Raw genomic sequence first — 20,613 nt, 5'->3', positions numbered from 1 at the left:
CGATGACATGACCGAGGCGACCGCGGAGCTGGACGAGTCGGGATGGCGCACGCTCGCCCGTGATTTCATTCCGGCATCCCACCGCGATCTTCCGATGCTGCGGGTGTATCTGCCTTTCATCGACCGCACCGACAAGGTCGTGCGGTGGTCTCGGCATGTCGACGTCGAGGAGCATTCGGCCTCGCTCAACTGGTTCGAGGCGACACAGCGGATCGTCGCGGAGCACTCCGAGCTCCGGGATCTCGTCTCGTGCATGGGCCGGCTGGACGGAGCGACCGCCGAAGCACTGCGCGATGCGATCGGCGATCTGGCGCTGCGATGCCTGCGCTGGGTGGGGTACGGCGAGGTGCCCACCGACTCATCCGTCCGTGTCCACGGGGAGGATTACTTCGCCGCCGATCTCACCCCCGCTGACGTGCAGGCGGGACGCCGCGTGCCCGAGTTCGCCTGGGATGCCGGGAACCGGTTGGCGTGGGGCGGGCGGCTGTACCCGGATTCGCTCATCGTGGCCGCCGAACTGCCGATCTTTCGTCAGCTGCGCAACGATCCGCGGCTGGACTCGGTGTCGGTGCGGGCGGAGGATGTGCTCCCGGGGAGCGTCGGAGACTGACGCGGCGCACGAGCGGAGACGCGCAGGGCGCGATCACCGGGCGAACAGAAAAAACCCCGGCGGGGCCGGGGTTTCGATCTGTAGCAGGAGCGGGGCTTGAACCCGCGACCTCACGATTATGAGGACTGACCCTGGGTCTGCCGTCGACCCGATATGGTCCGATAACCGCGGAAATTCGCGGATCTGGCCATGTCTCCAGACGCGCCGATCGGCGCCGTTCTGCGCGGTTCGTGGGCAAACTGTGGGCACGCGCAGCCCCCGCCGAGCCACCTCGTTCGACACTGAGCGCCCATGGCAAGGTGCCCCTTGAGTCACTGAGATCGACGGCCGGGGTCACCCTGACTGCGCTGGCTCGTGTCCTTGCCATCAGGGGACTCCGTGTTCGAGTGCGGCGGCATGCGCGGCCGCAGTCGCGCCATAGACCCTGTTCAGGGTTCAGGTGAGATCGACGACCGGGGAGCTGGCGTTCGATTTAACCGACTCGATCCCGCTCTGCGCACCAGACTTGGAAACATAGGACTCGGAAGTCGCGACGACTTCTCCATTCGCGGCCTTCAGACGAAATCGGAAGCCATCCGCCGAGTCCTTGTACAGCTCGTACTTGCCGGCCATGATCTCTCCTTCTTCGCAGGTCAGTGCCGGTTTTATCGTGTCCGAGCGTGGGCGTGGATGCAACGGCTTTTGCATGCCTGAGTTTTCGACAGTGGACGCGTGGCGGTCAGCGGCTGAAATGAGCGCCTTCTGAACCGTCTGATCCGTAGTCAAGCGGGAACCGTCGTCGATCCCTTGTGAACACTGGGAACGAAGCAGCTGGTTCACACACTGGTGCACACATTCTCGTCATCGACTCGGTGGTTGCATCGGGCCCGGAACGGAATGCACGTATGACACGTCGGGTGCGCCCTCGCACGCCATCGTCCCTGGGCGGAACGCTACAGTCTGCGGCTGGATTGCGCCCAGCGTCCGACTGACCACGCGGGGACGGTCACCGGCCGAGACGGAGGGATTTGAACTCCGCCGATTGGTGTCCGCCTCGATCCGACTCGATCTCCCTCATGCGAGATTCCGCGGCATCTCGTGGAACGGGGTCTGCCTGACTCACTCGTTCTCAGGCCCCGTTCCGCACGGATCCGAGTCATTCGTGGGCACCAGGTGGGCCCGAAGGATCCGAGCAGCTTCACGCCCACCACACTCCCGGTAGACCCTCACGTCAACTCCTCGACGCGCCGTGAGCCCAGCAATGGTTGCGCGCCGCCGCTGGGAGCGTGGAGTCGTACGCGTCGCATCGCAGGGGACGGCTAGATCGCTGCAGCTGCCATTCCGAATGCGGCGGCCACTCCGGAGTTCGTCACTCGTCCTGCGTGCGTGTTGACTCCCCGAGCAAGAGCCAGGTTGTCATTTGCGGCGTCTTGCCATCCCTTGTCGGCGAGCGCGGTCAGGTAGGGCAGCGTTGCGTTGGTGAGCGCACGCGTGGAGGTCTCTGGCACTGCGCCCGGCATGTTCGCGACGCAGTAATACACCGATTCGTGGACGGGAAATGTGGGGTTGTCGTGGGTGGTCGGTCGTGATCCCTCGAAGCAGCCGCCCTGGTCGATGGCGATGTCCACGAGCACGGAGCCGGGCTTCATGTGCGCGACCATCTCGTCGGTGACGAGCTTTGGTGCGGCCGCTCCCGGGATGAGAACGGAGCCGACGACCAGGTCGGCGTCTGCGATCTGGTCTGCGATCTCCCACCGGCTGGATGCGCGGGTCTGCAGGGCACCGGTGTAGCGGTGCTGAAGCTCGCGCAGTCGTGGCAGGGACAGGTCGATGACGGTCACTTCGGCGCCGAGGCCGAGAGCGTTCGCGGCGGCGTGTTCGCCGGCGACACCTCCACCGATGACGACGACCTTGGCTCGGCGGGTCCCTGCCACCCCGCCGAGGAGTGTGCCGCGGCCGCCGGTAGCGCGCATGAGGAAGTAGGAGCCGACGGAGATCGACAGGCGTCCGGCCACCTCGCTCATCGGCGACAGCAGCGGCAGGGAACGGTCCTCGAGCTGGACCGTCTCATAGGCGATCGCAGTCGCGCCGGCATCGAGGAGCGCATCGGTGAGGGGGCGATCGGCGGCCAGGTGCAGGTAGGTGAAGACCAGCTGGTCCTCTCGGAGGTAGCCGTACTCGGCAGCGATCGGTTCCTTCACCTTAGTGATCAGGTCGGACTCCGCCCACACCTGGTCCTGGGTCTCAGCAATGATCGCGCCGGCAGCCTGGTAGGCCTCGTCGCTGATACGTGACCCAAGGCCGGCCCCTTGCTGCACGCGCACCTCGTGGCCGCGAGAGACTAGCGCATCCACCCCGGCAGGAGTGATCGCAACCCTGTTCTCGTTGTTCTTGATCTCAGTGGGAACGCCAACGCGCATCTGTGTGCCCTTCTCAGCAGTCGGAAGACGAGGTAAGACTCGCACTTTCTTCGGCAGTACCTCAAACTTTTGGAAGATCATTCTGTGCGAAAGGAGTTCTGATGGACGGTTTGACACGAAAAGGTGATTCTGGGCGCCCTTCCTCGAATGATCTTCGGAACAGCGGCTTAGACGAGGTCGATGCCGAGCTGTTGCGCCGTCTGTCCGCCGACGCGCGCATCACGAATCAGGAACTCGCCGCGGCGGCGGGAGTGGCCCCATCGACGGCGCACACCCGCGTGCGCGCGCTCATCGAGCGCGGTGTCCTCGCAGGGTTCCACGCCGCGGTGAGCCAATCATCAATCGGCAACGGCCTGCAGGCGATGATCGGCGTCACCCTCCGCCCGGGCTTCCGCCAGGAAAGCATCACCCAGTTCGCCGACGTCGTGCGAGCACTCCCGCAGGTCTTGCAACTGTTCTTCGTCGGCGGCGCGGATGACTACCTCGTGCACATCGCCGTCGCGGACTCCTCCGAACTGCGCCGCTTCGTCGTCGAGCACCTCTCGGCCCATCAAGCCGTTGCGTCAACACGCACGAGCATCATCTTCGAGTACCACCGCAATGGGGTCGCCGCCGAATTCGCGTAAGCATGGTCGACCCTTGAGCAGGTCGTGCACTGCACCTCGCCCCAGGGCCACCGTAAAACGGAATCGGAGAGATCTCGGAGTTGGGCCGCCTGCCGACAACGACCAACGCCATCCAGCCATGACGAGGGGGCTCAACTACCCGCTCCAATCATGTGATCCATGCCGCGTAGCGGGTCAGGAGGGGCGGCATGGAGCAAGTCGCCGTCACCGGGGCCTACCGAATCTGCGTGTCCCTCACCGACAGTGGAATACGTCGGGGAGGTCGCCGCAGATGGCGGAGCGCGACCACATTTTGGCGCCGCCAGCCGCCTGGCACCGAGTCGCGGCATGTACCGCGGGGCGTCTGCGTGCGACGACTTCGCCGTGAGACGCCGACCCGAAGACCATGTCATGGGCAGGGCGGTGTTCTGCGACCATGCCCGACTCGGAGATGCCGCAGCCGATCGGCGTTGACTGCGGCATCCCTGAGAAGGCGCGTTGTGTACGCATGACCATAATATGCACAATCGATATTACCAGTCAAGTCGGCCAAGCGACGCGATTCGGTAACCCATGGGCGGTTCAGCCGAAACCTGACCGATGGTCGGACAGGTCTCACAGCGACAGTCCTGCCTTGCCTGTGCCTCGTCGCGACCCGGACACCCGTGGCGATCGTAACGACCCCGGCGGTGTTGCCGCCGATTCAGAACTCCGCGGCGCCGGCCTCCGCGACGGTCTGGTCCTGCTCGCCCGACCCCCCGCTAACGCCCACCGCGCCGACGACCTTGCCGTCGCGGCTGAGCGGCACGCCGCCGGCGAAGGTCGCGACGCCGCGGCCGTGCGCGTTGGTGGTGTGGATGCCGAAGAACTGCTGCGTCGGCTGCGAATTGTCGCCGAGGTCCTTCGTCGAGATGTCGAACGCCTTCGACGTCCACGCCTTGCTCATCGAGATCTCGATGCTGCCGATCCAGGCGCCGTCCTGGCGCACGTGCGCGACGAGGTTGCCGCCCGCATCGACCACAGCGATGTTCATGGGCTGGCCGATCTCGTCGGCGCGCTTCTCAGCGGCTTCGATCACACGACGTGGCGAGCTAAGTGATCCGGCAGGCGAACGATGACTCGAGGGGATACGAAGCCGAGGAGGTCCAGGGGCTGATGACCGTCCCGGAGCACCGCACCACCAGCCAACCAAACCGTCCCGGGACGTGGCCGAGAAGATGCTGCGGCTGCGGCACAAGTGCTTCTTCGGACCGTTGAGGTTATTGACCTACCTGATCCGCCGTCACGACCTCGCCATCAGCGCGTCCGTGCGGAGCCACCAAGTCGCGCCCCTGAGGTGGACCGGTCAGAATGCGCCCGTTGGCGGCCTCGATAAGGTAGTCCAGGAGCCAGTCGTCGATGTCGTCGAAGCGTGACTGAGCAAGCCGATGGAGGAACTTGTGCCCGCTCCGCCGACCATCGACCAACCCGGCCTGCCGAAGAATCCTCAGGTGTCGTGACGTCGCGAAGCGCGACATTTCGATGGAATCCGCGATTCGCTCGATCGAGCATTCTGTGTCGCGACTCTCTCGCAGGACGTCCAATATGGCGAGACGGTCGTCGTTCGCGAGTGCTGCGAACACCTGACTCAGGTGACCGTCGAGCTGGGCCTGGGCATTGTCGTGCCAAGCAAGAACGTCAGGCTGAAGTTGCGAGCGCATCGTTTCCTCGTCGTGGTTACCTAGTAGCGTGTCGTTCGGCGGACTGGTAGTCGAGTTGAGCGGCGCCGCTCATCTCTCCGGCGAACCTTTGTGGGACTTGGACCGCCAGTGGTACCGGAGATTGCACGCGAACACGAGCGGTCCCCCGCCGGTACTTCCCAAGTCGGTGGACCTCTCCGCCATAGCGAGGTTGGTGATGAACGGGCTGGCCATGCGATGCGGTTAGGTCCGCACGAGGCGATGCTCGAAGATGTCGATTCCGGTGATCTTCACCTAATGACTCAGGCCCCACGTCGGTGTGATGAAGCGCGACGCGGGGGCCACGTCACAGGGCCCCCGCGCCTGCTTCCGCGACGGTCTGGTCCTGCTCGCCCGAGCCGCCGCTGACGCCCACCGCACCGACGACCTTGCCGTCGCGGCTGAGCGGCACGCCGCCGGCGAAGATGGCGACGCCGCGGCCGTGCGCGTTGGTGGTGTGGATGCCGAAGAACTGCTGCGTCGGCTGCGAATTGTCGCCGAGGTCCTTCGTCGAGATGTCGAACGCCTTCGACGTCCACGCCTTGCTGATCGAGATCTCGATGCTGCCGATCCAGGCGCCGTCCTGGCGTACGTGCGCGACGAGGTTGCCGCCCGCATCGACCACGGCGATGTTCATGGGCTGGCCGATCTCGTCGGCGCGCTTCTCAGCGGCTTCGATCACACGGCGGGCATCTGCGAGGTTGACTGACATAGTGTTCCTTTCGTTAGGCAAACTTCGTTGGGGCGTGACCAGGTTCTGAACCCGTCCGCACGACCGCGTTGGCCCTGGATGCCTAGACCGTCAGCACTCGACCACGTTCACGGCGAGGCCGCCCAGTGACGTTTCTTTGTACTTGGACAGCATGTCGGCGCCGGTGTCTCGCATGGTGCGGATCGCTTGATCCAGCGAGACTCGATGTGTTCCGTTCCCGTGGAGCGCCATTCGCGCGGCATTGATGGCCTTCACGCTGGCGATCGCGTTTCGTTCGATGCACGGGATTTGCACGAGTCCGCCGATGGGGTCGCACGTGAGCCCGAGATTGTGCTCGATCCCGATCTCGGCCGCGTTCTCGACCTGCGCCGGCGTGCCCCCGAGGACCTCAGCCAAGCCTGCAGCCGCCATCGAGCACGCGGAGCCCACCTCTCCTTGGCATCCAACCTCAGCGCCCGAGATCGACGCATTCGTCTTGAAGAGGACCCCGACGGCCGACGCGGCGAGCAGGAAGCGGATGACGCCGGCATCATCCGCTCCGGGCACGAAGTTGACGTAGTAGCTGAGCACCGCCGGAATGATGCCGGCTGCGCCATTGGTCGGGGCCGTGACGACGCGACCACCGGACGCGTTCTCTTCGTTGACGGCGAGTGCGTACAGGTTCACCCATTCCATCGCGTGAAGCGGGTCGCCCGCAGCCGCCTCGGACAGCCGCCGGTGGAGCCCGGGGGCTCGTCGCCAGACGTTGAGCCCTCCTGGGAGCACTTCGTCATTTCGCCCGATGCCGTTCGCGATGCACTCCTGCATGGCCGACCAGATTCGCAGCAGCTGCTCGTCGAGGTCGGTTTCGCTGACCCGAGCAAGTTCGTTGCGACGCATGACCTCGCTCACGCTCATGCCGTGCTGTGCGCAGTGCGCGAGCAGCTCCGCGGCCGTGGAGAACGGCAACGGCACGTCGCCTTCCGTTCCCGGGGTCGGCGCGTGGATCTCCTCGTCCGTGACGATGAACCCGCCACCGATGGAGTAGAACGTCGATTCGCTGAGCACGTCACCAGCGTGGTCGTATGCCGCGAGCGTCATCGCATTGGGATGGGCGGGTAGCGACCTTCCCAAATGCATGGTGATGTCCGACTTCGCGGCGAAAGGAATGACCGATTCGCCCCCTAGCGCCAGCTCTCCCGCTCGCAGCACGTTGTCGACCTTCGCGTCAGCGCTTCGCGGATCGACTTCGTCGGGGCGCTCACCGAGCAGCCCGAGCACGACCGCCTTGTCCGTGCCGTGCCCTTTGCCTGTCGCGCCCAGCGACCCGAAGAGGTCGACCTGGATGCGTCCGACCTGGCCGACCTGCCCCGTCGCCCTCAGTTCATCGACGAAGGCCAGGGCGGCGCGCATCGGTCCCACGGTGTGGGAGGACGAGGGGCCGATCCCGATGCTGTAGAGCTCCAGCGCACTGATCATCCGTGTTCTCCATCGATGCGACCTCATCGCTCAGCCGGCGAGCGGGGCTGAATGATGTCGCGACTGTGCTGCGGGCTCGCCCGATCGAGAATCGAATGCCCCTGCTTAGAGCGGCGCGGACAGCTTTGCCATCCGGGCGCCATCGACGGCGATCACCTGGCCGGACACAAAGGTGGAGCGATCGCTGGCAAGGTAGACGGCGAGACCGCCGATATCGATGGGGTCGCCGATGCGGCCCACGGGATGGATCCGATTGATGTTGAGCCACGCCGCATCCGGGTCCGGCAGAGACGCCACGTACGCCTCGGTGAGCGCAGTCAGGATGTAGCCAGGCGCGATGGCGTTGCAGCGGATGCCGAACTCGCCGAGATCGACGGCAAGGGCCTTGGTGAGACCGTGGATTCCCGCCTTCGAGGAGCTGTAGACGGCGTGGAAGGGGTTCGACGCCAGGCCCTCCACCGAGCCGGTGTTGATGATGCTGCCGCCTCCCCGTCGCTTGAGGTGAGGCAGCGCGGCCTGGGTCAGGAACAGCGGCGCCTTCAAGTTCACCGCCATCATGAAGTCCCACTGCTCGGGCTGCACCTCCGCAACAGTCCACTCGGCACTCACACCGGCGTTGTTCACGAGGATGTCGATCCCGCCCAGGGTGGCCGCGACCTGGTCAATGGCGGCGGCCGCGTCGGCCACGTTCGTCAGGTCGACATCGATTCCGAGGACCCGATCGTCGCCCGCCAGGTCGTCTTCGAGCGGCTTGTTCTGGAGAATGGCCACAGTGGCGCCCTCCTCCAGAAACCGCTGAACGATCCCCCGCCCGATCCCCTGGCCACCGCCTGTGACGACCGCGATCTTGCCTTCCAGTTCCATTGCTGCTCTCTCTCTTGTCTTTGCGGATGTCTAGTGGAGACGCTGTGGGGCATCTGTGCCCCTCGCGCTCAACTGCTTGTGATGAGCTCGCCTGCCAGAATATGCACAATCGATATTCTCGTCAATGATGATTACCGAATGGCGGCTTCGACCTTCCCTGCTTCGATCTGCTGGGACAGCCGCAGCCATGTTTCGACCACGGTGTCAGGGTTGAGCGAGATGGAGTCGATGCCGTGATCGAGGAGCCAGCCCGCCAGTTCCGGATAGTCGGACGGGCCCTGTCCGCAGATCCCGACGTACTTGCCCTGACGCCGGCACGCGTCGATCGCGAGCTCGAGCATCGCCAGCACGGCAGGGTCACGCTCGTCGAACGCCGACGCGACGAGGGCGGAGTCCCGGTCCACGCCGAGCGTCAACTGCGTCATGTCGTTTGAGCCGATCGAGAAGCCGTCGAAGTACTCAAGGAAGCGATCGGCAAGCACCGCGTTCGATGGCAGCTCGCACATCATGATCAGCTGCAGCCCGTTCTCGCCGCGTCGCAGTCCGTTGTCGGCGAGCAGCTCTACGACGGATTCCGCTTCGCCGAGCGTCCGCACGAAGGGAACCATCAGCCTCACATTCGTCAACCCCATGTCGTCGCGGACACGACGCATCGCTTCGCACTCCATGTCGAAGCACTCCCGGAAGTCCGGCGAGACGTAGCGTGATGCGCCGCGGTAGCCGAGCATGGGGTTCTCCTCCACGGGCTCGTAGAGCGTGCCGCCGAGAAGATTGGCGTACTCGTTCGACTTGAAGTCGCTGAGACGGACGATGACGGGTTCGGGCCAGAACGCCGCGGCGATGGTGGACACACCCTCGGCAACGCGCTGCACGAAGTACTCACGCGGCGACGGATAGGCGGCCACGCGGGTGCGAATCTCGTCGGCCACGGCTGCGGGCACGCTCTCGTGGTCGAGCAACGCGCGGGGGTGGATGCCGATCTGCCGGTTGATGATGAACTCGAGGCGGGCCAATCCCACCCCCCGGTGCGGGAGCTTCGCGAAGGAGAAGGCTTGCTCCGGGGTGCCGACATTCATCATGATCTTCACCGGCAGCTCCGGCATCCGATCCAGCTCCGTCTCCTCTTCATCGAAGGTGAGCAGCCCGTCGTAGACGTAGCCGTCGTCGCCTTCTGCGCAAGAGACCGTCACCGGCTGCCCGTTCACGAGCGTGCGTGTGGCAGAGGCGGTGCCGACTACCGCGGGGATGCCGAGCTCGCGCGCGATGATCGCCGCGTGACAGGTGCGTCCCCCTCGGTTGGTGACGATCGCCGACGCCTTCTTCATGATCGGCTCCCAGTCCGGGTCCGTCATGTCGGCAACAAGCACGCTCCCTGGTACGAACTCGCTCATCTGCTCGACCGAACTGAGGATGCTGACCGGGCCGGCACCGATCCGCTGCCCGATCGCCCGCCCAGTCGCGAGAACAGCGCCCGCACTCTCACGCAGCACGAACCGGCGCATGACGTTTCCGGACTCGCGTGAGACAACGGTCTCGGGCCGGGCCTGCAGCACGTAAAGCCGTCCGTCCACGCCGTCTTTCGCCCACTCGATGTCCATCGGACGGCCGTAGTGGTCTTCGATAACGAGGGCGATGCGGCCGAGTTCCTCGACCTCACCGTCGTTCAGGGAGAAGCGGACACGATCGGCGGACGCAACGTCGGCGAACACGGTGCTGCCTCCCGCATGCCGGCCGTCGGCATACCGCATCGCGACGGCCTTCTCCCCCACCGTCCGGCGGAGGACCGAGGGACGTCCGGCGCGCAACGCGGGCTTGTGGGCGTAGAACTCGTCAGGGTTCACCGCGCCTTGCACGACCGCCTCGCCGAGCCCGTAAGAGCTCGTGATGAACACCACGTCATCGAAACCAGACTCGGTGTCGACGGTGAACATCACGCCCGACGCGCCGACATCGGAGCGGACCATCCGTTGCACCCCGGCCGAGAGGGACACCTCGTGGTGATCGAACCCGTGGTGGACCCGGTACGCGATCGCGCGGTCGTTGTACAGCGACGCGTAGACGTGCTTGATCGCGGCGAGCACGTTGTCGATTCCGCCGATGTTGAGGAAGGTCTCCTGCTGTCCCGCAAACGACGCGTCCGGAAGGTCCTCCGCGGTGGCGCTGGAGCGCACGGCCCAGGAGACCTGCTCCGGGTCGGGATCCTCCGAAACGAGCCGCGCATACGCATCGCGGATGTCACGTTCCAGGCCGTCCGGGAACGGCTGCGCTTCCACCCACCCGCGCACCGCGGAACCCACCTGTGCGAGTTCGGTGACGTCGTCGGTGTCCAGCTGCGAGACGGCTTCGCGGATGCGGGTGCCGAGTTCGCCGGCGGCGAGGAACGACGCATACGCAGCGGCGGTGGTGGCGAATCCCATGGGCACACGCACACCGGCCGCTGAGAGGTGCGAAACCATCTCGCCCAGTGAGGCGTTCTTGCCGCCGACGCGGTCGAGATCGTTCATGCCGATCTCGTCGAACCAGAGAATGTTGGTCATCGGATCTTCTCCTCGTTGAAGGGGTTAGTCGCGCAGTCGCATGGACCGCAGAATCACGGCGGACATTTCCTCGACGCTCTTGGTCGAGGAGTTGACGAAGGGCACCCGGTTGCGCCGGTACAGGTCTTCGGCCCGCCGCACCTCGAGGGTGCATTGCGCGAGGCTGGCGTACTGGGAGTGCGGAAGCCGCTCGTGGCGCACCTGGCTCAAGCGCAGCGGCGTGGTGGTCAGCCCGAAGCAGCGGCTGGCGTACTTCGCCACGGTTCGCGGCAGACCGTCGGTCGTGAAGTCATCGTCGGTGAGCGGGTAGTTCGCGACGAGCAGTCCGTATTGCAGGGCGAGGTACATCGTCGTGGGGGTCTTGCCGCAGCGTGACGGGGCGATGATGACGACGTCCGCCTCCTCGAGCGCCCGTGAGCTCTGCCCGTCATCGTGCTCGATCGCGTACTCGACGGCCCGCATGCGAGCGTGATACCGCTGGATGTCGCCCACGCCGTGGTACCCGCTCAGTTTCGGACTCGCTGTCGCGCCGAGCGCCTCCTCCAGCTCGACGAGGTGGCCTGCGAGCAGGTCGATCGCCACCGCGCGGGCGCCGAACAATGCGCCGCGGACATTCGGAGCTTTGACGGTCGTGAACATCAGGGGCAGCGGCCCGCCGTCGGCCGCGCGGTCGATCTCGGCTACGACCGCGTGCGCACCCTCGAGGGTGTCAACGAACGGGACGGTGTGGCGATGGAAATGCAGCCCGGGAAAGTTCGCGAGCAGCGCGTTGCCGAGCGTCTCGGCGGTGATCCCGGTGCTGTCCGAGACGAAGAACGCCTCTCGAACTTCTGCTGGGCCCGCGTGCAGCGGAGCAGATTCCTGCGTCATTCCGACCCGCGGTGTGTGTCGTCGCCTCCATTGATGATGCTGAGCCACCGACCGAACGCGGGCGCTACCCGGGCATCTTCGTCGCGATCGTCGCGATCGCCACGCCGATCGAGGGGAACCACCCACCCCGCGTTCTCTTCACTCATGCGTTCCGACTCCGTCTCCCGGGCGTCCGGCCACGCCGAACGCCGCTGACAACGACACTGTTCCGTGGATCGTAGCCTGTTTCCCGAAGAATATCGATTGTGCATATTGCATCAGACTGGATAGATTCAGGATTGGAACAGTTCCTGGGCTCCCGCAGCCACACGCGCGCGGCCAGAAGTCGCCCTGCGCTGAGGCGCCCGGATCGCCACCGCACCCAGCTCGACGGAGAAGCACTGTGAACGTGATGATCGAGATCATCGGATGGATAGGCACGACGATCGTGCTTGCCGCCTACTTCGCACTCTCGCTGGGGTGGATGCAGCCGGGGATCGGGTTTCAGCTCGCGAACGTGGCCGGCTCGTGCGCACTACTGATCAATGGCGCGCACCATGGGGCGATGCCCTCGGTGGCGGTCAACGGAGCATGGCTCGCGATTTCGACGTTCGCGATCTTCCGCTTGATCCGCATTCGCTCGCGGACCGCTCTCAGCTACCACAGCGCCCCGAAGCGCTACACGGTGCGGCAGTTTCCGTTCGATCTTCGCCGGAGGGCACGGCGGCGCGGCACCACGGACGGCACGCTGCGCTAGCAGTTGGCCGTCGCCGGAGTTACAGGATCGCACGCGCCGACGCGAGGCCGCGCGTGGCGTCAGCGTGGTCGAGCTGAGCGACGGCGTTGGCGACGGTCAGACCCAGGTGATCGCGTGTAGCCGCAGCCGCACGGGCGGGATCGTTCGCTTCGCACGCATCGAGGATGTCGTCATGCTCGTTCTCGGCGTCACCGAGGATTACCGCGCGATCCGATGTGATCTGCAGGTAGGCCTGGGATGCCATTCGCAGCTGCTCGATCATCTCCACGAGACGCTCGCGCTGCGCGAGCCGGTAGATGCCCATGTGGAAGTGATGATTGAGTTCGACATACTGGTCGGCGTCGCGGCACACCCGCATCTGCGCGATGAGTTCGCGCAGCGCGGGCGCGTCGGCGGGCGTGAAGTTCCGTGCCGCATGCTGCACCGCGAGGCATTCGAGCTCGACGCGGATCTCGTAGAGCTCTTCGAGGTCCTTCGTGTTCGGGACGATCGCACTGGCGCCACGCTGCGGGTGCAGGCGGACCAGACCCTGGCGCTGCAGGATTGCGAACGCCTCACGCACCGGGGTGGTGCTCACTTCGTACTGCTTTGCCAGCTCCACCTGCCGAAGCCGCTCACCGGCGTCGTAGCGGCCACCGATGATGTCCGCGCGGATCGACTGCGCAATCGCCTCCGCGGTGGTGCGTGCGGGCGGACGCAACGCTGAGCGTTCGTCTCGAACGATACCCAAGGGTACTGTCGGACCAGCCATCGACCCCTCCTTGCTCTCAGATCGGACGTGTCGTGAGTATACGACCGGATCCGCCGGCACCTTTTCAGCGGCGCGTGAGAATCCCCGACCTAACCTCGGCCCGGAGTATGTCACTCCGTGCGTCAGAATCGTACACCACTAACCCCCTTAATATCGATTGTGCATATTTTTTGGTAGACTCCGAGCGCGGCCTGTAACGGCTCGCACCGTCCCGCCGGGGCGGTCCCCCTACGGTAAGGAGAGCCACGATGGCTGAGATGTTCACCGACGCCGACGCGGATCTGTCGCTCATTCAAGGACGCCGTGTCGCCGTCATCGGATACGGAAGCCAGGGGCACGCGCACGCGCTTTCGCTGCGCGACTCGGGCGTTGATGTCGTTATCGGCCTGCCGCTGACGTCGAAGAGCCGCACGAAGGCGGCCGAGGAGGGACTGCGAGTCCTGACGCCGGGCGAAGCCACCGCCGAAGCCGACGTGGTGGTGCTCCTCGCACCCGACCATGTGCAGCGCATCGTGTACGCCGAGGAGATTGCGCCTGCGCTCACCTCGTCGCACACCCTGCTGTTCGGGCACGGATTCAGCATTCGCTTCGGATACATCACCCCGCCGGCCGACGTCGATGTCGTGATGGTCGCCCCCAAGGGTCCCGGCCACTTGGTGCGCCGCGAGTATGTGGACGGGCGCGGTGTTCCGGTGCTGGTCGCCGTCGAGAACGACGCGAGCGGCCACGCCTGGGACCTCGCACTGTCGTACGCCAAGGCGATCGGCGGACTCCGCGCCGGCGGCATCAAGACGACGTTCACCGAGGAGACGGAGACCGACCTGTTCGGCGAGCAGGTTGTGCTGTGCGGCGGGATGAGTCACCTCGTCCAGGCAGGCTTCGAGATTCTCACCGAGGCGGGGTACCAGCCGGAGGTCGCATACTTCGAGGTGCTGCACGAGCTGAAGCTGATCGTTGACCTGATGTACGAGGGTGGAATCGCTAAGCAGCGCTGGTCGGTCTCCGACACCGCCGAGTACGGCGACTACGTCACCGGCCCTCGCATCGTCGACGACCACGTGAAGAACAACATGCGTGCAGCCTTGGACGATGTGCGCAGCGGAGCGTTCGCCGCACGCTTCATCGAGGATCAGGACGCCGGCGCACCCGAATTCTCGCGGCTGCGGTACGCCGGAGAGCAGCACCCGATCGAGGCGACCGGGCGCGACCTGCGCAAGCTCATGTCGTGGGTCAAGTCCCACGAGGACGACTACGCCGAGGGCTCCGCGGCGCGTTGACTCCGGCGCCTCCTGCGCACCAGCCTCGAGGGGGGGGCTCAGGGCTGGAATGCGTAGGAGGCGGCGGGCGGCATCGTGCCGCGCAGCGCCACCGTGACCGCCCGCGAGGCGGCCGCGGTCGGCGCCCTGGAGGCGACGCACGCGTGCCTCGCCTCCAGTCGCACGACCACTCCTCGCGGCTTGAGGATCGACATGATCGCCCCCGCGATCTGCTCCCCCAACCGCTCCTGCAGCTGTGGACGGAGGGACGCCGCTTCGACCAGTGCCGCAATCCGGCTGAACCCGACGATGCTGCGCTGCGGTGCGTAGTACACGTGTGCCAGCCCGTCGAAGGGCAGCAGGTGGTGTTCACAGGTCGATCGGAACGGGATCCCGGTGAGCGCGACGAGTTCGCCGCTCTCGCCGTCGGAGATCGCGATCGGCTCGCCGATCACGGCGGTAAGACTGCGCCCCTGCCCGGCGAACGACGCGATGAAGTGCTCCGCGACGCGCTCTGGCGTGGCCCGGAACTCGGGGCGGTCGGGGTCCTCGCCGAGCGCGAGCAGGAGTTCCCGGACGGCCGCGGCGGCACGCTCAGGCCTCGACACCGACATCTCCGCGCACTCCGGCTCGGGGTCAGAACACGATGGTGTGGTTTCCGTGGCGGATCACCCGATCTTCCGCGTGCCACTGCACCGCCCGGGACAGCACGGCACGCTCTACCAAAGCTCCCCGCGCCTGCAGTTCCGCCGCGGAATGCGAGTGGTCGACCCGGGTCACGTCCTGCTCGATGATCGGGCCCTCGTCCAGATCCGCGGTCACGTAGTGCGACGTGGCCCCGATCAGCTTGACGCCGCGCTCTTTGGCTTTGCGGTACGGCGCCGCTCCGATGAACGCCGGCAGGAAGGAGTGGTGAATGTTGATCACGGGCACCTCGATCTGCGTGAGGAAGTCCTCAGAGATGATCTGCATGTAGCGCGCCAGCACGACGAAGTCGACGTTCCCCTTCAACAGCTCGAGGATCTTCGCTTCCGCCGCGGACTTGTCAGCCCCTTGCGAGTGCACGTGGAAGAAGGGCACGCCGAAGGAGCGCACGTCTTCCGCGGTGTTCGTGTGGTTCGAGATCACCATCGGGATCGTCACGTTCAACTCGCCGCGACGGTGCCGCCACAGCAGTTCAAGCAAGCAGTGATCGCTGGTCGACGCGAGGATCGCCATCCGCTTGGGGATGGACTGATCGGTGAGCTTCCAGGACATGCCGTACGACGCGAGCGACTTCTCGAGGTCGGCTTCGATCTCGGGGAACGCGGCGGCCAGGTCGCGTCGATGGAACACGACGCGCTGGAAGAAGTTGCCTCCGTTGGCATCGTCGGAGTATTGGTCCAACGTGACGATGTTTCCCTTGTTGCGGGAGATGACGTCGGTGACCGCCGCGACAAGGCCGGGCTGATCCGGCCCGTGGACGATCAGGCAGGCGTGATCGCGCAGCGATTCTGCGTGCAGGGACATGTGGTCCTCCTTCGAAGTGTGTGTGCCCGATGGGCGCGTGTCGGTCGGCGGCGTCAGGAGCGCAGGCGGGACATGGTCGGGTCGAACAGCGGATCCTCCGTCACGGTGGCGGGGATACGGCGCCCGAAGTACTCGATCTCGACTGTGTCGCCGATGCCGATGCCTGAAGGGAGGTAGGCGTACGCGATCGGCGTCCGCACGGTGTAGCCGTACGCGGCGCTCGTGACGTAACCGACGACCTCGGCGTCGCGATACACCGGCTCTTTGCCGAGCACGATGCTCCGGCCGTCATCGATCGTGAGGCAACGCAGCCGCCGACGCGAGTTCTCCTCGGTCCGCCCCTCGAGAGCAGCTTTGCCGACGAAGTCCTCCTTGGACATCTTGACCGCGAATCCGACGCCCGCCTCGTAGGGGTCGTACTCGGTGTTCATGTCGGTGCCCCAGAGCCGGTATCCCTTCTCGAGGCGCAGGGAGTTGAAAGCGGCGCGTCCGGCCGCGATGACACCGAACGGCTGCCCGGCCTTCCACAGCACGTCCCAGAGACGCTGGGCGGTCTCCGCGGTGGTGTAGAGCTCCCATCCCAGTTCGCCGACATACGACACGCGCAACGCGGTGGCGGACACCCCGCCGATGACGACGGTCTTCTCGCGGAAGTAGCGGAGCCCGTCGTTCGTGAAGTCGTCGCTGCTCACGGTGGAGATGAGGTCGCGGGCCAGAGGACCCCACAGTCCGATGCACGCGGTGCCGCCGGTGATGTCACGCACCTGCACCCAGTCCCGTGGGTCGTTCGCGGTCTGGTGGCGTGCTTCACGGGTGAAGTACACGGTGTCGACGTTGTTGTTCACACCGAGCTGGAAGAGGTTCTCCTCGAGGCGGGCGACGGTGATGTCGCTTCGGATACCACCCGAGTCGTTCAGCACGAGCGTGTAGGTGACTGCGCCCGGCTTCTTGTCGAGATCACCGGTCGTCAGGTTCTGCAGCAGCTTGAGGGCACCGGGGCCCGAGACTTCCAGGCGCTTGAGCGGTGTCATGTCGTACATCGCGACAGCCGTGCGGGTCTTCCACGCCTCGGCCGCGGCGATCGGAGAGCTGAACATCGCCGACCACGGGTCGCGGGTCGGTGGACGCCAGTCGAACGGCATCTCCTTCACCAGCTCCGCGTTCGCGTCAAACCAGTGCGGACGCTCCCAGCCGCCCGACTCCAGGAAGAAGCCGCCGAGCTCTTTCTGGCGTGCGTGAAATGGCGTGACCCGCAGGTTCCGCGGCGACAGCTTGGGCTGCAGCGGGTGCAGCACGTCGTAGACCTCGACGTAGTTCTGCGCCGACGTCTCGCGGATGTACTCCGGCGTCAGCTGCACTTTCTCGAACCGGTTGATGTCGCAGTCGGCGAGGTCCAGCGCCGACTTGCCGTCCGTCAGCACTTCGGCGAGGGCACGCGCGACTCCAGCAGAGTGCGTCACCCAGACCGCCTCGGCGACCCAGAAGCCGTCCACGTCGGCCGACTGGCCGAGCAGGGATCCACCGTCGGGGGTGAAGGAGAAGATGCCATTGAAGCCTTCGGCGATCTCGGTCTCGCGCACGGCAGGCATGAGGGCCTTCGTCGCCTCCCACGCCGGGGCGAAGTCTTCGGGGGTGAGCTCCAGCCGTGAGGGCATGGTGTGCTCATCCATGTCGTCCGGGGCGTAGGTGACAAGGTCGTCGAGGTCGACCGGGAGCGGGCGGTGTCCGTAGTACCCGGCGCCGATCTGGTCGCCGTGCTCGCGGAAGTACATGTCCTGGTCCTGATGGCGCAGCATCGGCAGACGCGCACCGTTGGGGCCGTCGTTGACGCCCTTCTGCGCGGGGATCGGCGTGGACTTGACGTACTGGTGGGCCATCGGGAGCAGCGGAATCGGGGTCCCGGCCATCTCCCCCACCTTCGGACCCCAGAATCCGGCGCACGATACGACGATGTCTGCGGGGATCACGGTGTCGGCGGTGCGCACACCGGTGACTCGGCCGTCCTCCTGCTCGATGCCCACGACCTCGGTGTTGCCGATGTAGGTGACGCCGGCAGCCTGCGTGCGCTTCATGAGCAGCTGCACCGCGCGCGGCGAGTTGGCGATGCCGTCGCTCGGCACGAAGTAGCCACCCAGGAGCACGTCCTTGTCGAGGAGCGGGTAGACCTCCACACACTCCTCGGGCGTCAGGAGCCTGGCCTCCAGGCCCCACGACGCTGCCCAGCCGGCTCGGCGGTGCAGATCGGCGAGACGGTCCGCGGTGGTCGCGACCTCCAGCCCACCGTTCTGCTTGAAGCAGCTCTCCCCGTCTTCGACGAGGGAGAGCAGCTTCTCCACCGTGTAGCTCGCGAAGTGCGTCATCGTGCGGGAGGGGTTCGTCTGGAACACACCCCCGGGCGCGTGGGAACTGGATCCGCCCGGCAGATTCAGCGGCCCCTGGTCAAGGACAGTGATGTCCTCCCAGCCGCGGGCGACGAGCTCATCGGCGAGGTTCGTACCTACGATGCCCGCTCCGATGATGACGATTCTCCGCCCTGAAGCCATGTGAGTCTCCTACTGCTCTGTTCGAAGTGAGTTGCCTAGCAGCGTGCACGATGTCGATGCACGGCCACGGGCCTCTACGAAGAATATGCACAATCGATATTCTCCGCAAGCCTCTTGCCGATTCGTCTTGCGGCGGAATATCGATTGTGCATATTCTTGCTCTGGCGGACAGTTCCCGTCCGCCCGCCACCTTGACGAAGGAGTATGTGATGGCCCTGCGTGAATCGGCCCGCACCCTGAAGTTCGCGTTCGTGAACGGACCCAACATGGGTCAGCTCGGCAAGCGCAACCCCGGCCTGTTCGGCCCGGTCACCTCCCTGGACGCCCTCAACGCGATGGTCGACGAGTTCGCCGCCAGCATCAACGTCGAAATCGTGCACTTCCAGTCCGACTTCGAAGGCGAGATCCTGCACTTCATCCACGACACCCAGGGCACCGTCGACGGCTTCCTCATCAACCCCGCCGGCCTCACCTACTACGGCCAGGCCACCCGCGACGCCCTCACCGACACCGGCGCCCCCTACATGGAAGTCCACTTCGCGAACCTGTCGACCTGGAAGCACAGCGTCGACCCCGGCCGCGACGTCGGCTCCATCTTCAGCCACACCGCCGTCGGCATCTACGAAGGCATGCGCCACTACGGGTACTTCGCCGCCATCCTCTCCCTCGCCCTCGCCATCGACGACAACAGCTTCCTCGGAGGAGGCAACTAGCATTCCCCGCCCTCGGCGTCGCCGGGGGTACGAGGCGGGAGCGTCGCATGCGCGGCGCTCCCGTGTAGGCAATCTTCCCGTGACGAAACGTGAGGCTGCGAATGAGCACCCATGCGCTCCCCGAGCACCCCGACTTCCTGTGGCGTAACCCTGAACCGAAGTCCTCATACGATGCTGTGATCGTGGGAGGCGGAGGGCACGGGCTCGCCACCGCATACTATCTGGCACGCGAGTACGGGATGACGAACATCGCCGTGCTGGAGAAGGGCTGGCTGGCAGGCGGGAACATGGCCCGCAACACCGCCATCATCCGGTCGAACTACCTGCGCGACGAGACGGCCGCTATCTTCGAACATGCGTTGAAGCTGTGGGAGACGCTCCCCGACGAGCTCGAGTACGACTTCCTCTTCAGCCAGCGCGGCGTCGTGAGCCTTGCTCACACCCTCGGGGAAGTCCGCGAAGGCACCCGGCGTGTCGGCGCCAACAATCTCAACGGCGTCGACGCCGAATGGCTGGACCCGGCGCAGGTCAAAGAAGTCTGCCCAATCGTCAACGTCAGTGACAACATCCGGTACCCCGTCATGGGGGCGACCTTCCAGCCGCGCGCGGGCATCGCCAAGCACGACCATGTGGCCTGGGCGTTCGCGCGCAAGTGCGACGAGATGGGAGTCGACATCATCCAGAACTGCGAAGTCACCGGCTTCCTCAAAGACGGCGACCGGGTGACCGGCGTCGAGACGACCCGGGGCAGAATCCACACGGGCAAGGTCGGTCTCGCGTCCGCGGGCCACAGCTCCGTCGTCGCGGAACTCGCCGGCTTCCGACTGCCGATCCAGTCACGCCCCCTGCAGGCCCTCGTCTCCGAACTCCACGAGCCGGTGCATCCCACCGTCGTCATGTCGAACTACATACACGTGTACGTGTCGCAGGCCCACAAGGGCGAACTGGTCATGGGGGCGGGGTTGGACGCGTACAACGGCTACGGCCAGCGCGGCTCGTTCCACGTGATCGAGCATCAGATGGCGGCGGTCGTGGAGCTCTTCCCGATCTTCGCCCGCGCTCACGTGCTTCGCACCTGGGCGGGCATCGTCGACGTCACGATGGACGCCTCCCCCATCATCGGCACCACTCCGATCGAGAACCTGTACGTGAACTGCGGGTGGGGCACTGGCGGTTTCAAGGCCACCCCGTCTGCCGGGCTCACCTTCGCGCACACCATCGCGACCGGGACTCCGCATCCGCTCAACGCACCGTTCTCGCTGGCCCGCTTCGAGACCGGCGACCTCATCGACGAGCACGGCGCCGCCGGTGTGGCGCACTAGCCGCCTGGAC

At 65.7% G+C, this 20,613-nt stretch carries 19 protein-coding genes; 6 read left to right on the top strand and 13 right to left on the bottom strand.

The features are described 5' to 3' along the window. The first annotated feature begins 7 nt into the window (after positions 1 to 7). Positions 8 to 610 carry a hypothetical protein gene (locus tag IM767_RS05995; protein ID WP_109212150.1) on the top strand — a complete coding sequence of 201 codons (603 nt, stop codon included), beginning with the start codon at positions 8 to 10 and terminating at the stop codon, positions 608 to 610. Between the two features lie 435 nt (positions 611 to 1,045). On the opposite strand, the gene IM767_RS05990 is transcribed toward IM767_RS05995, so the two are convergent. Next, on the bottom strand, positions 1,046 to 1,222 hold the full coding sequence (locus IM767_RS05990; protein WP_084695656.1) for a YegP family protein: 177 nt from the start codon (positions 1,220 to 1,222) through the stop codon (positions 1,046 to 1,048). Between the two features lie 686 nt (positions 1,223 to 1,908). Beyond that, positions 1,909 to 3,009 carry an alanine dehydrogenase gene (gene ald, locus IM767_RS05985; RefSeq protein WP_109212151.1) on the bottom strand — a complete coding sequence of 367 codons (1,101 nt, stop codon included), beginning with the start codon at positions 3,007 to 3,009 and terminating at the stop codon, positions 1,909 to 1,911. A gap of 101 nt (positions 3,010 to 3,110) precedes the next feature. Here ald and IM767_RS05980 point away from each other — a divergent pair, with 101 nt between their 5' ends. Continuing rightward, entirely contained in the window at positions 3,111 to 3,635 is a 525-nt protein-coding gene (locus IM767_RS05980; protein ID WP_109212152.1) for an Lrp/AsnC family transcriptional regulator, read from the top strand. Positions 3,636 to 4,317: 682 nt separating this feature from the next. On the opposite strand, the gene IM767_RS05975 is transcribed toward IM767_RS05980, so the two are convergent. The 7 genes from IM767_RS05975 to IM767_RS05945 form a co-directional block, all read right to left on the bottom strand. Further along, the gene (locus IM767_RS05975; protein WP_194398825.1) at positions 4,318 to 4,692 is read right to left on the bottom strand and encodes a heme-binding protein; all 375 of its coding nucleotides are present in this window, start codon (positions 4,690 to 4,692) and stop codon (positions 4,318 to 4,320) included. A 181-nt stretch (positions 4,693 to 4,873) separates the two neighbouring features. Beyond that, positions 4,874 to 5,314, bottom strand: a complete 441-nt coding sequence (locus IM767_RS05970) for an ArsR/SmtB family transcription factor (RefSeq protein ID WP_109212379.1) — start codon at positions 5,312 to 5,314, stop codon at positions 4,874 to 4,876. A 325-nt stretch (positions 5,315 to 5,639) separates the two neighbouring features. Continuing rightward, positions 5,640 to 6,044 carry a GlcG/HbpS family heme-binding protein gene (locus tag IM767_RS05965; protein ID WP_194398824.1) on the bottom strand — a complete coding sequence of 135 codons (405 nt, stop codon included), beginning with the start codon at positions 6,042 to 6,044 and terminating at the stop codon, positions 5,640 to 5,642. Between the two features lie 90 nt (positions 6,045 to 6,134). Further along, positions 6,135 to 7,502: an L-serine ammonia-lyase gene (locus IM767_RS05960; protein ID WP_109212354.1), complete on the bottom strand. Its 1,368-nt coding sequence runs from the start codon at positions 7,500 to 7,502 to the stop codon at positions 6,135 to 6,137. A 105-nt stretch (positions 7,503 to 7,607) separates the two neighbouring features. Further along, positions 7,608 to 8,366 carry an SDR family NAD(P)-dependent oxidoreductase gene (locus IM767_RS05955; protein WP_109212353.1) on the bottom strand — a complete coding sequence of 253 codons (759 nt, stop codon included), beginning with the start codon at positions 8,364 to 8,366 and terminating at the stop codon, positions 7,608 to 7,610. A gap of 131 nt (positions 8,367 to 8,497) precedes the next feature. Further along, the gene (ppsA, locus tag IM767_RS05950) at positions 8,498 to 10,903 is read right to left on the bottom strand and encodes a phosphoenolpyruvate synthase (protein WP_109212352.1); all 2,406 of its coding nucleotides are present in this window, start codon (positions 10,901 to 10,903) and stop codon (positions 8,498 to 8,500) included. 24 nt (positions 10,904 to 10,927) lie between these two features. After that, on the bottom strand, positions 10,928 to 11,773 hold the full coding sequence (locus IM767_RS05945; protein WP_109212351.1) for a pyruvate, water dikinase regulatory protein: 846 nt from the start codon (positions 11,771 to 11,773) through the stop codon (positions 10,928 to 10,930). Between the two features lie 391 nt (positions 11,774 to 12,164). On the opposite strand from IM767_RS05945, the gene IM767_RS05940 reads away from it, so the two are divergent. Next, positions 12,165 to 12,509 carry a CBU_0592 family membrane protein gene (locus IM767_RS05940; protein WP_162564429.1) on the top strand — a complete coding sequence of 115 codons (345 nt, stop codon included), beginning with the start codon at positions 12,165 to 12,167 and terminating at the stop codon, positions 12,507 to 12,509. Between the two features lie 19 nt (positions 12,510 to 12,528). Here the strand turns inward: IM767_RS05940 and IM767_RS05935 are convergent, their stop codons facing one another. Then, on the bottom strand, positions 12,529 to 13,260 hold the full coding sequence (locus IM767_RS05935; RefSeq protein WP_109212349.1) for a GntR family transcriptional regulator: 732 nt from the start codon (positions 13,258 to 13,260) through the stop codon (positions 12,529 to 12,531). A 248-nt stretch (positions 13,261 to 13,508) separates the two neighbouring features. Here IM767_RS05935 and ilvC point away from each other — a divergent pair, with 248 nt between their 5' ends. Then, a complete protein-coding gene (gene ilvC / locus IM767_RS05930) occupies positions 13,509 to 14,537 on the top strand; it encodes a ketol-acid reductoisomerase (RefSeq protein ID WP_109212348.1) in 1,029 nt (342 codons plus the stop codon). Between the two features lie 38 nt (positions 14,538 to 14,575). Here the strand turns inward: ilvC and folE are convergent, their stop codons facing one another. The 3 genes from folE to IM767_RS05915 are packed head-to-tail and all read right to left on the bottom strand — an operon-like array spanning position 14,576 to position 18,568. Continuing rightward, positions 14,576 to 15,124 carry a GTP cyclohydrolase I gene (gene folE, locus IM767_RS05925; RefSeq protein WP_162564428.1) on the bottom strand — a complete coding sequence of 183 codons (549 nt, stop codon included), beginning with the start codon at positions 15,122 to 15,124 and terminating at the stop codon, positions 14,576 to 14,578. Between the two features lie 28 nt (positions 15,125 to 15,152). Further along, positions 15,153 to 16,025 carry a formyltetrahydrofolate deformylase gene (purU, locus tag IM767_RS05920; RefSeq protein ID WP_109212346.1) on the bottom strand — a complete coding sequence of 291 codons (873 nt, stop codon included), beginning with the start codon at positions 16,023 to 16,025 and terminating at the stop codon, positions 15,153 to 15,155. Positions 16,026 to 16,078: 53 nt separating this feature from the next. Beyond that, entirely contained in the window at positions 16,079 to 18,568 is a 2,490-nt protein-coding gene (locus IM767_RS05915) for a GcvT family protein (RefSeq protein ID WP_109212345.1), read from the bottom strand. A 209-nt stretch (positions 18,569 to 18,777) separates the two neighbouring features. Between IM767_RS05915 and IM767_RS05910 the strand changes: the two genes are divergently transcribed. Further along, the gene (locus tag IM767_RS05910) at positions 18,778 to 19,281 is read left to right on the top strand and encodes a type II 3-dehydroquinate dehydratase (protein ID WP_194398823.1); all 504 of its coding nucleotides are present in this window, start codon (positions 18,778 to 18,780) and stop codon (positions 19,279 to 19,281) included. 101 nt (positions 19,282 to 19,382) lie between these two features. Then, the gene (locus IM767_RS05905; protein ID WP_109212343.1) at positions 19,383 to 20,603 is read left to right on the top strand and encodes a sarcosine oxidase subunit beta family protein; all 1,221 of its coding nucleotides are present in this window, start codon (positions 19,383 to 19,385) and stop codon (positions 20,601 to 20,603) included. Positions 20,604 to 20,613: the final 10 nt, after the last annotated feature.

Origin of the sequence: Microbacterium ureisolvens, assembly GCF_015278315.1 — a bacterium.
Lineage (GTDB): Bacteria > Actinomycetota > Actinomycetes > Actinomycetales > Microbacteriaceae > Microbacterium > Microbacterium ureisolvens.
The sequence above is the reverse complement of the archived record's forward strand: the minus strand, read 5'-3'. Positions and strand labels throughout refer to the sequence as shown.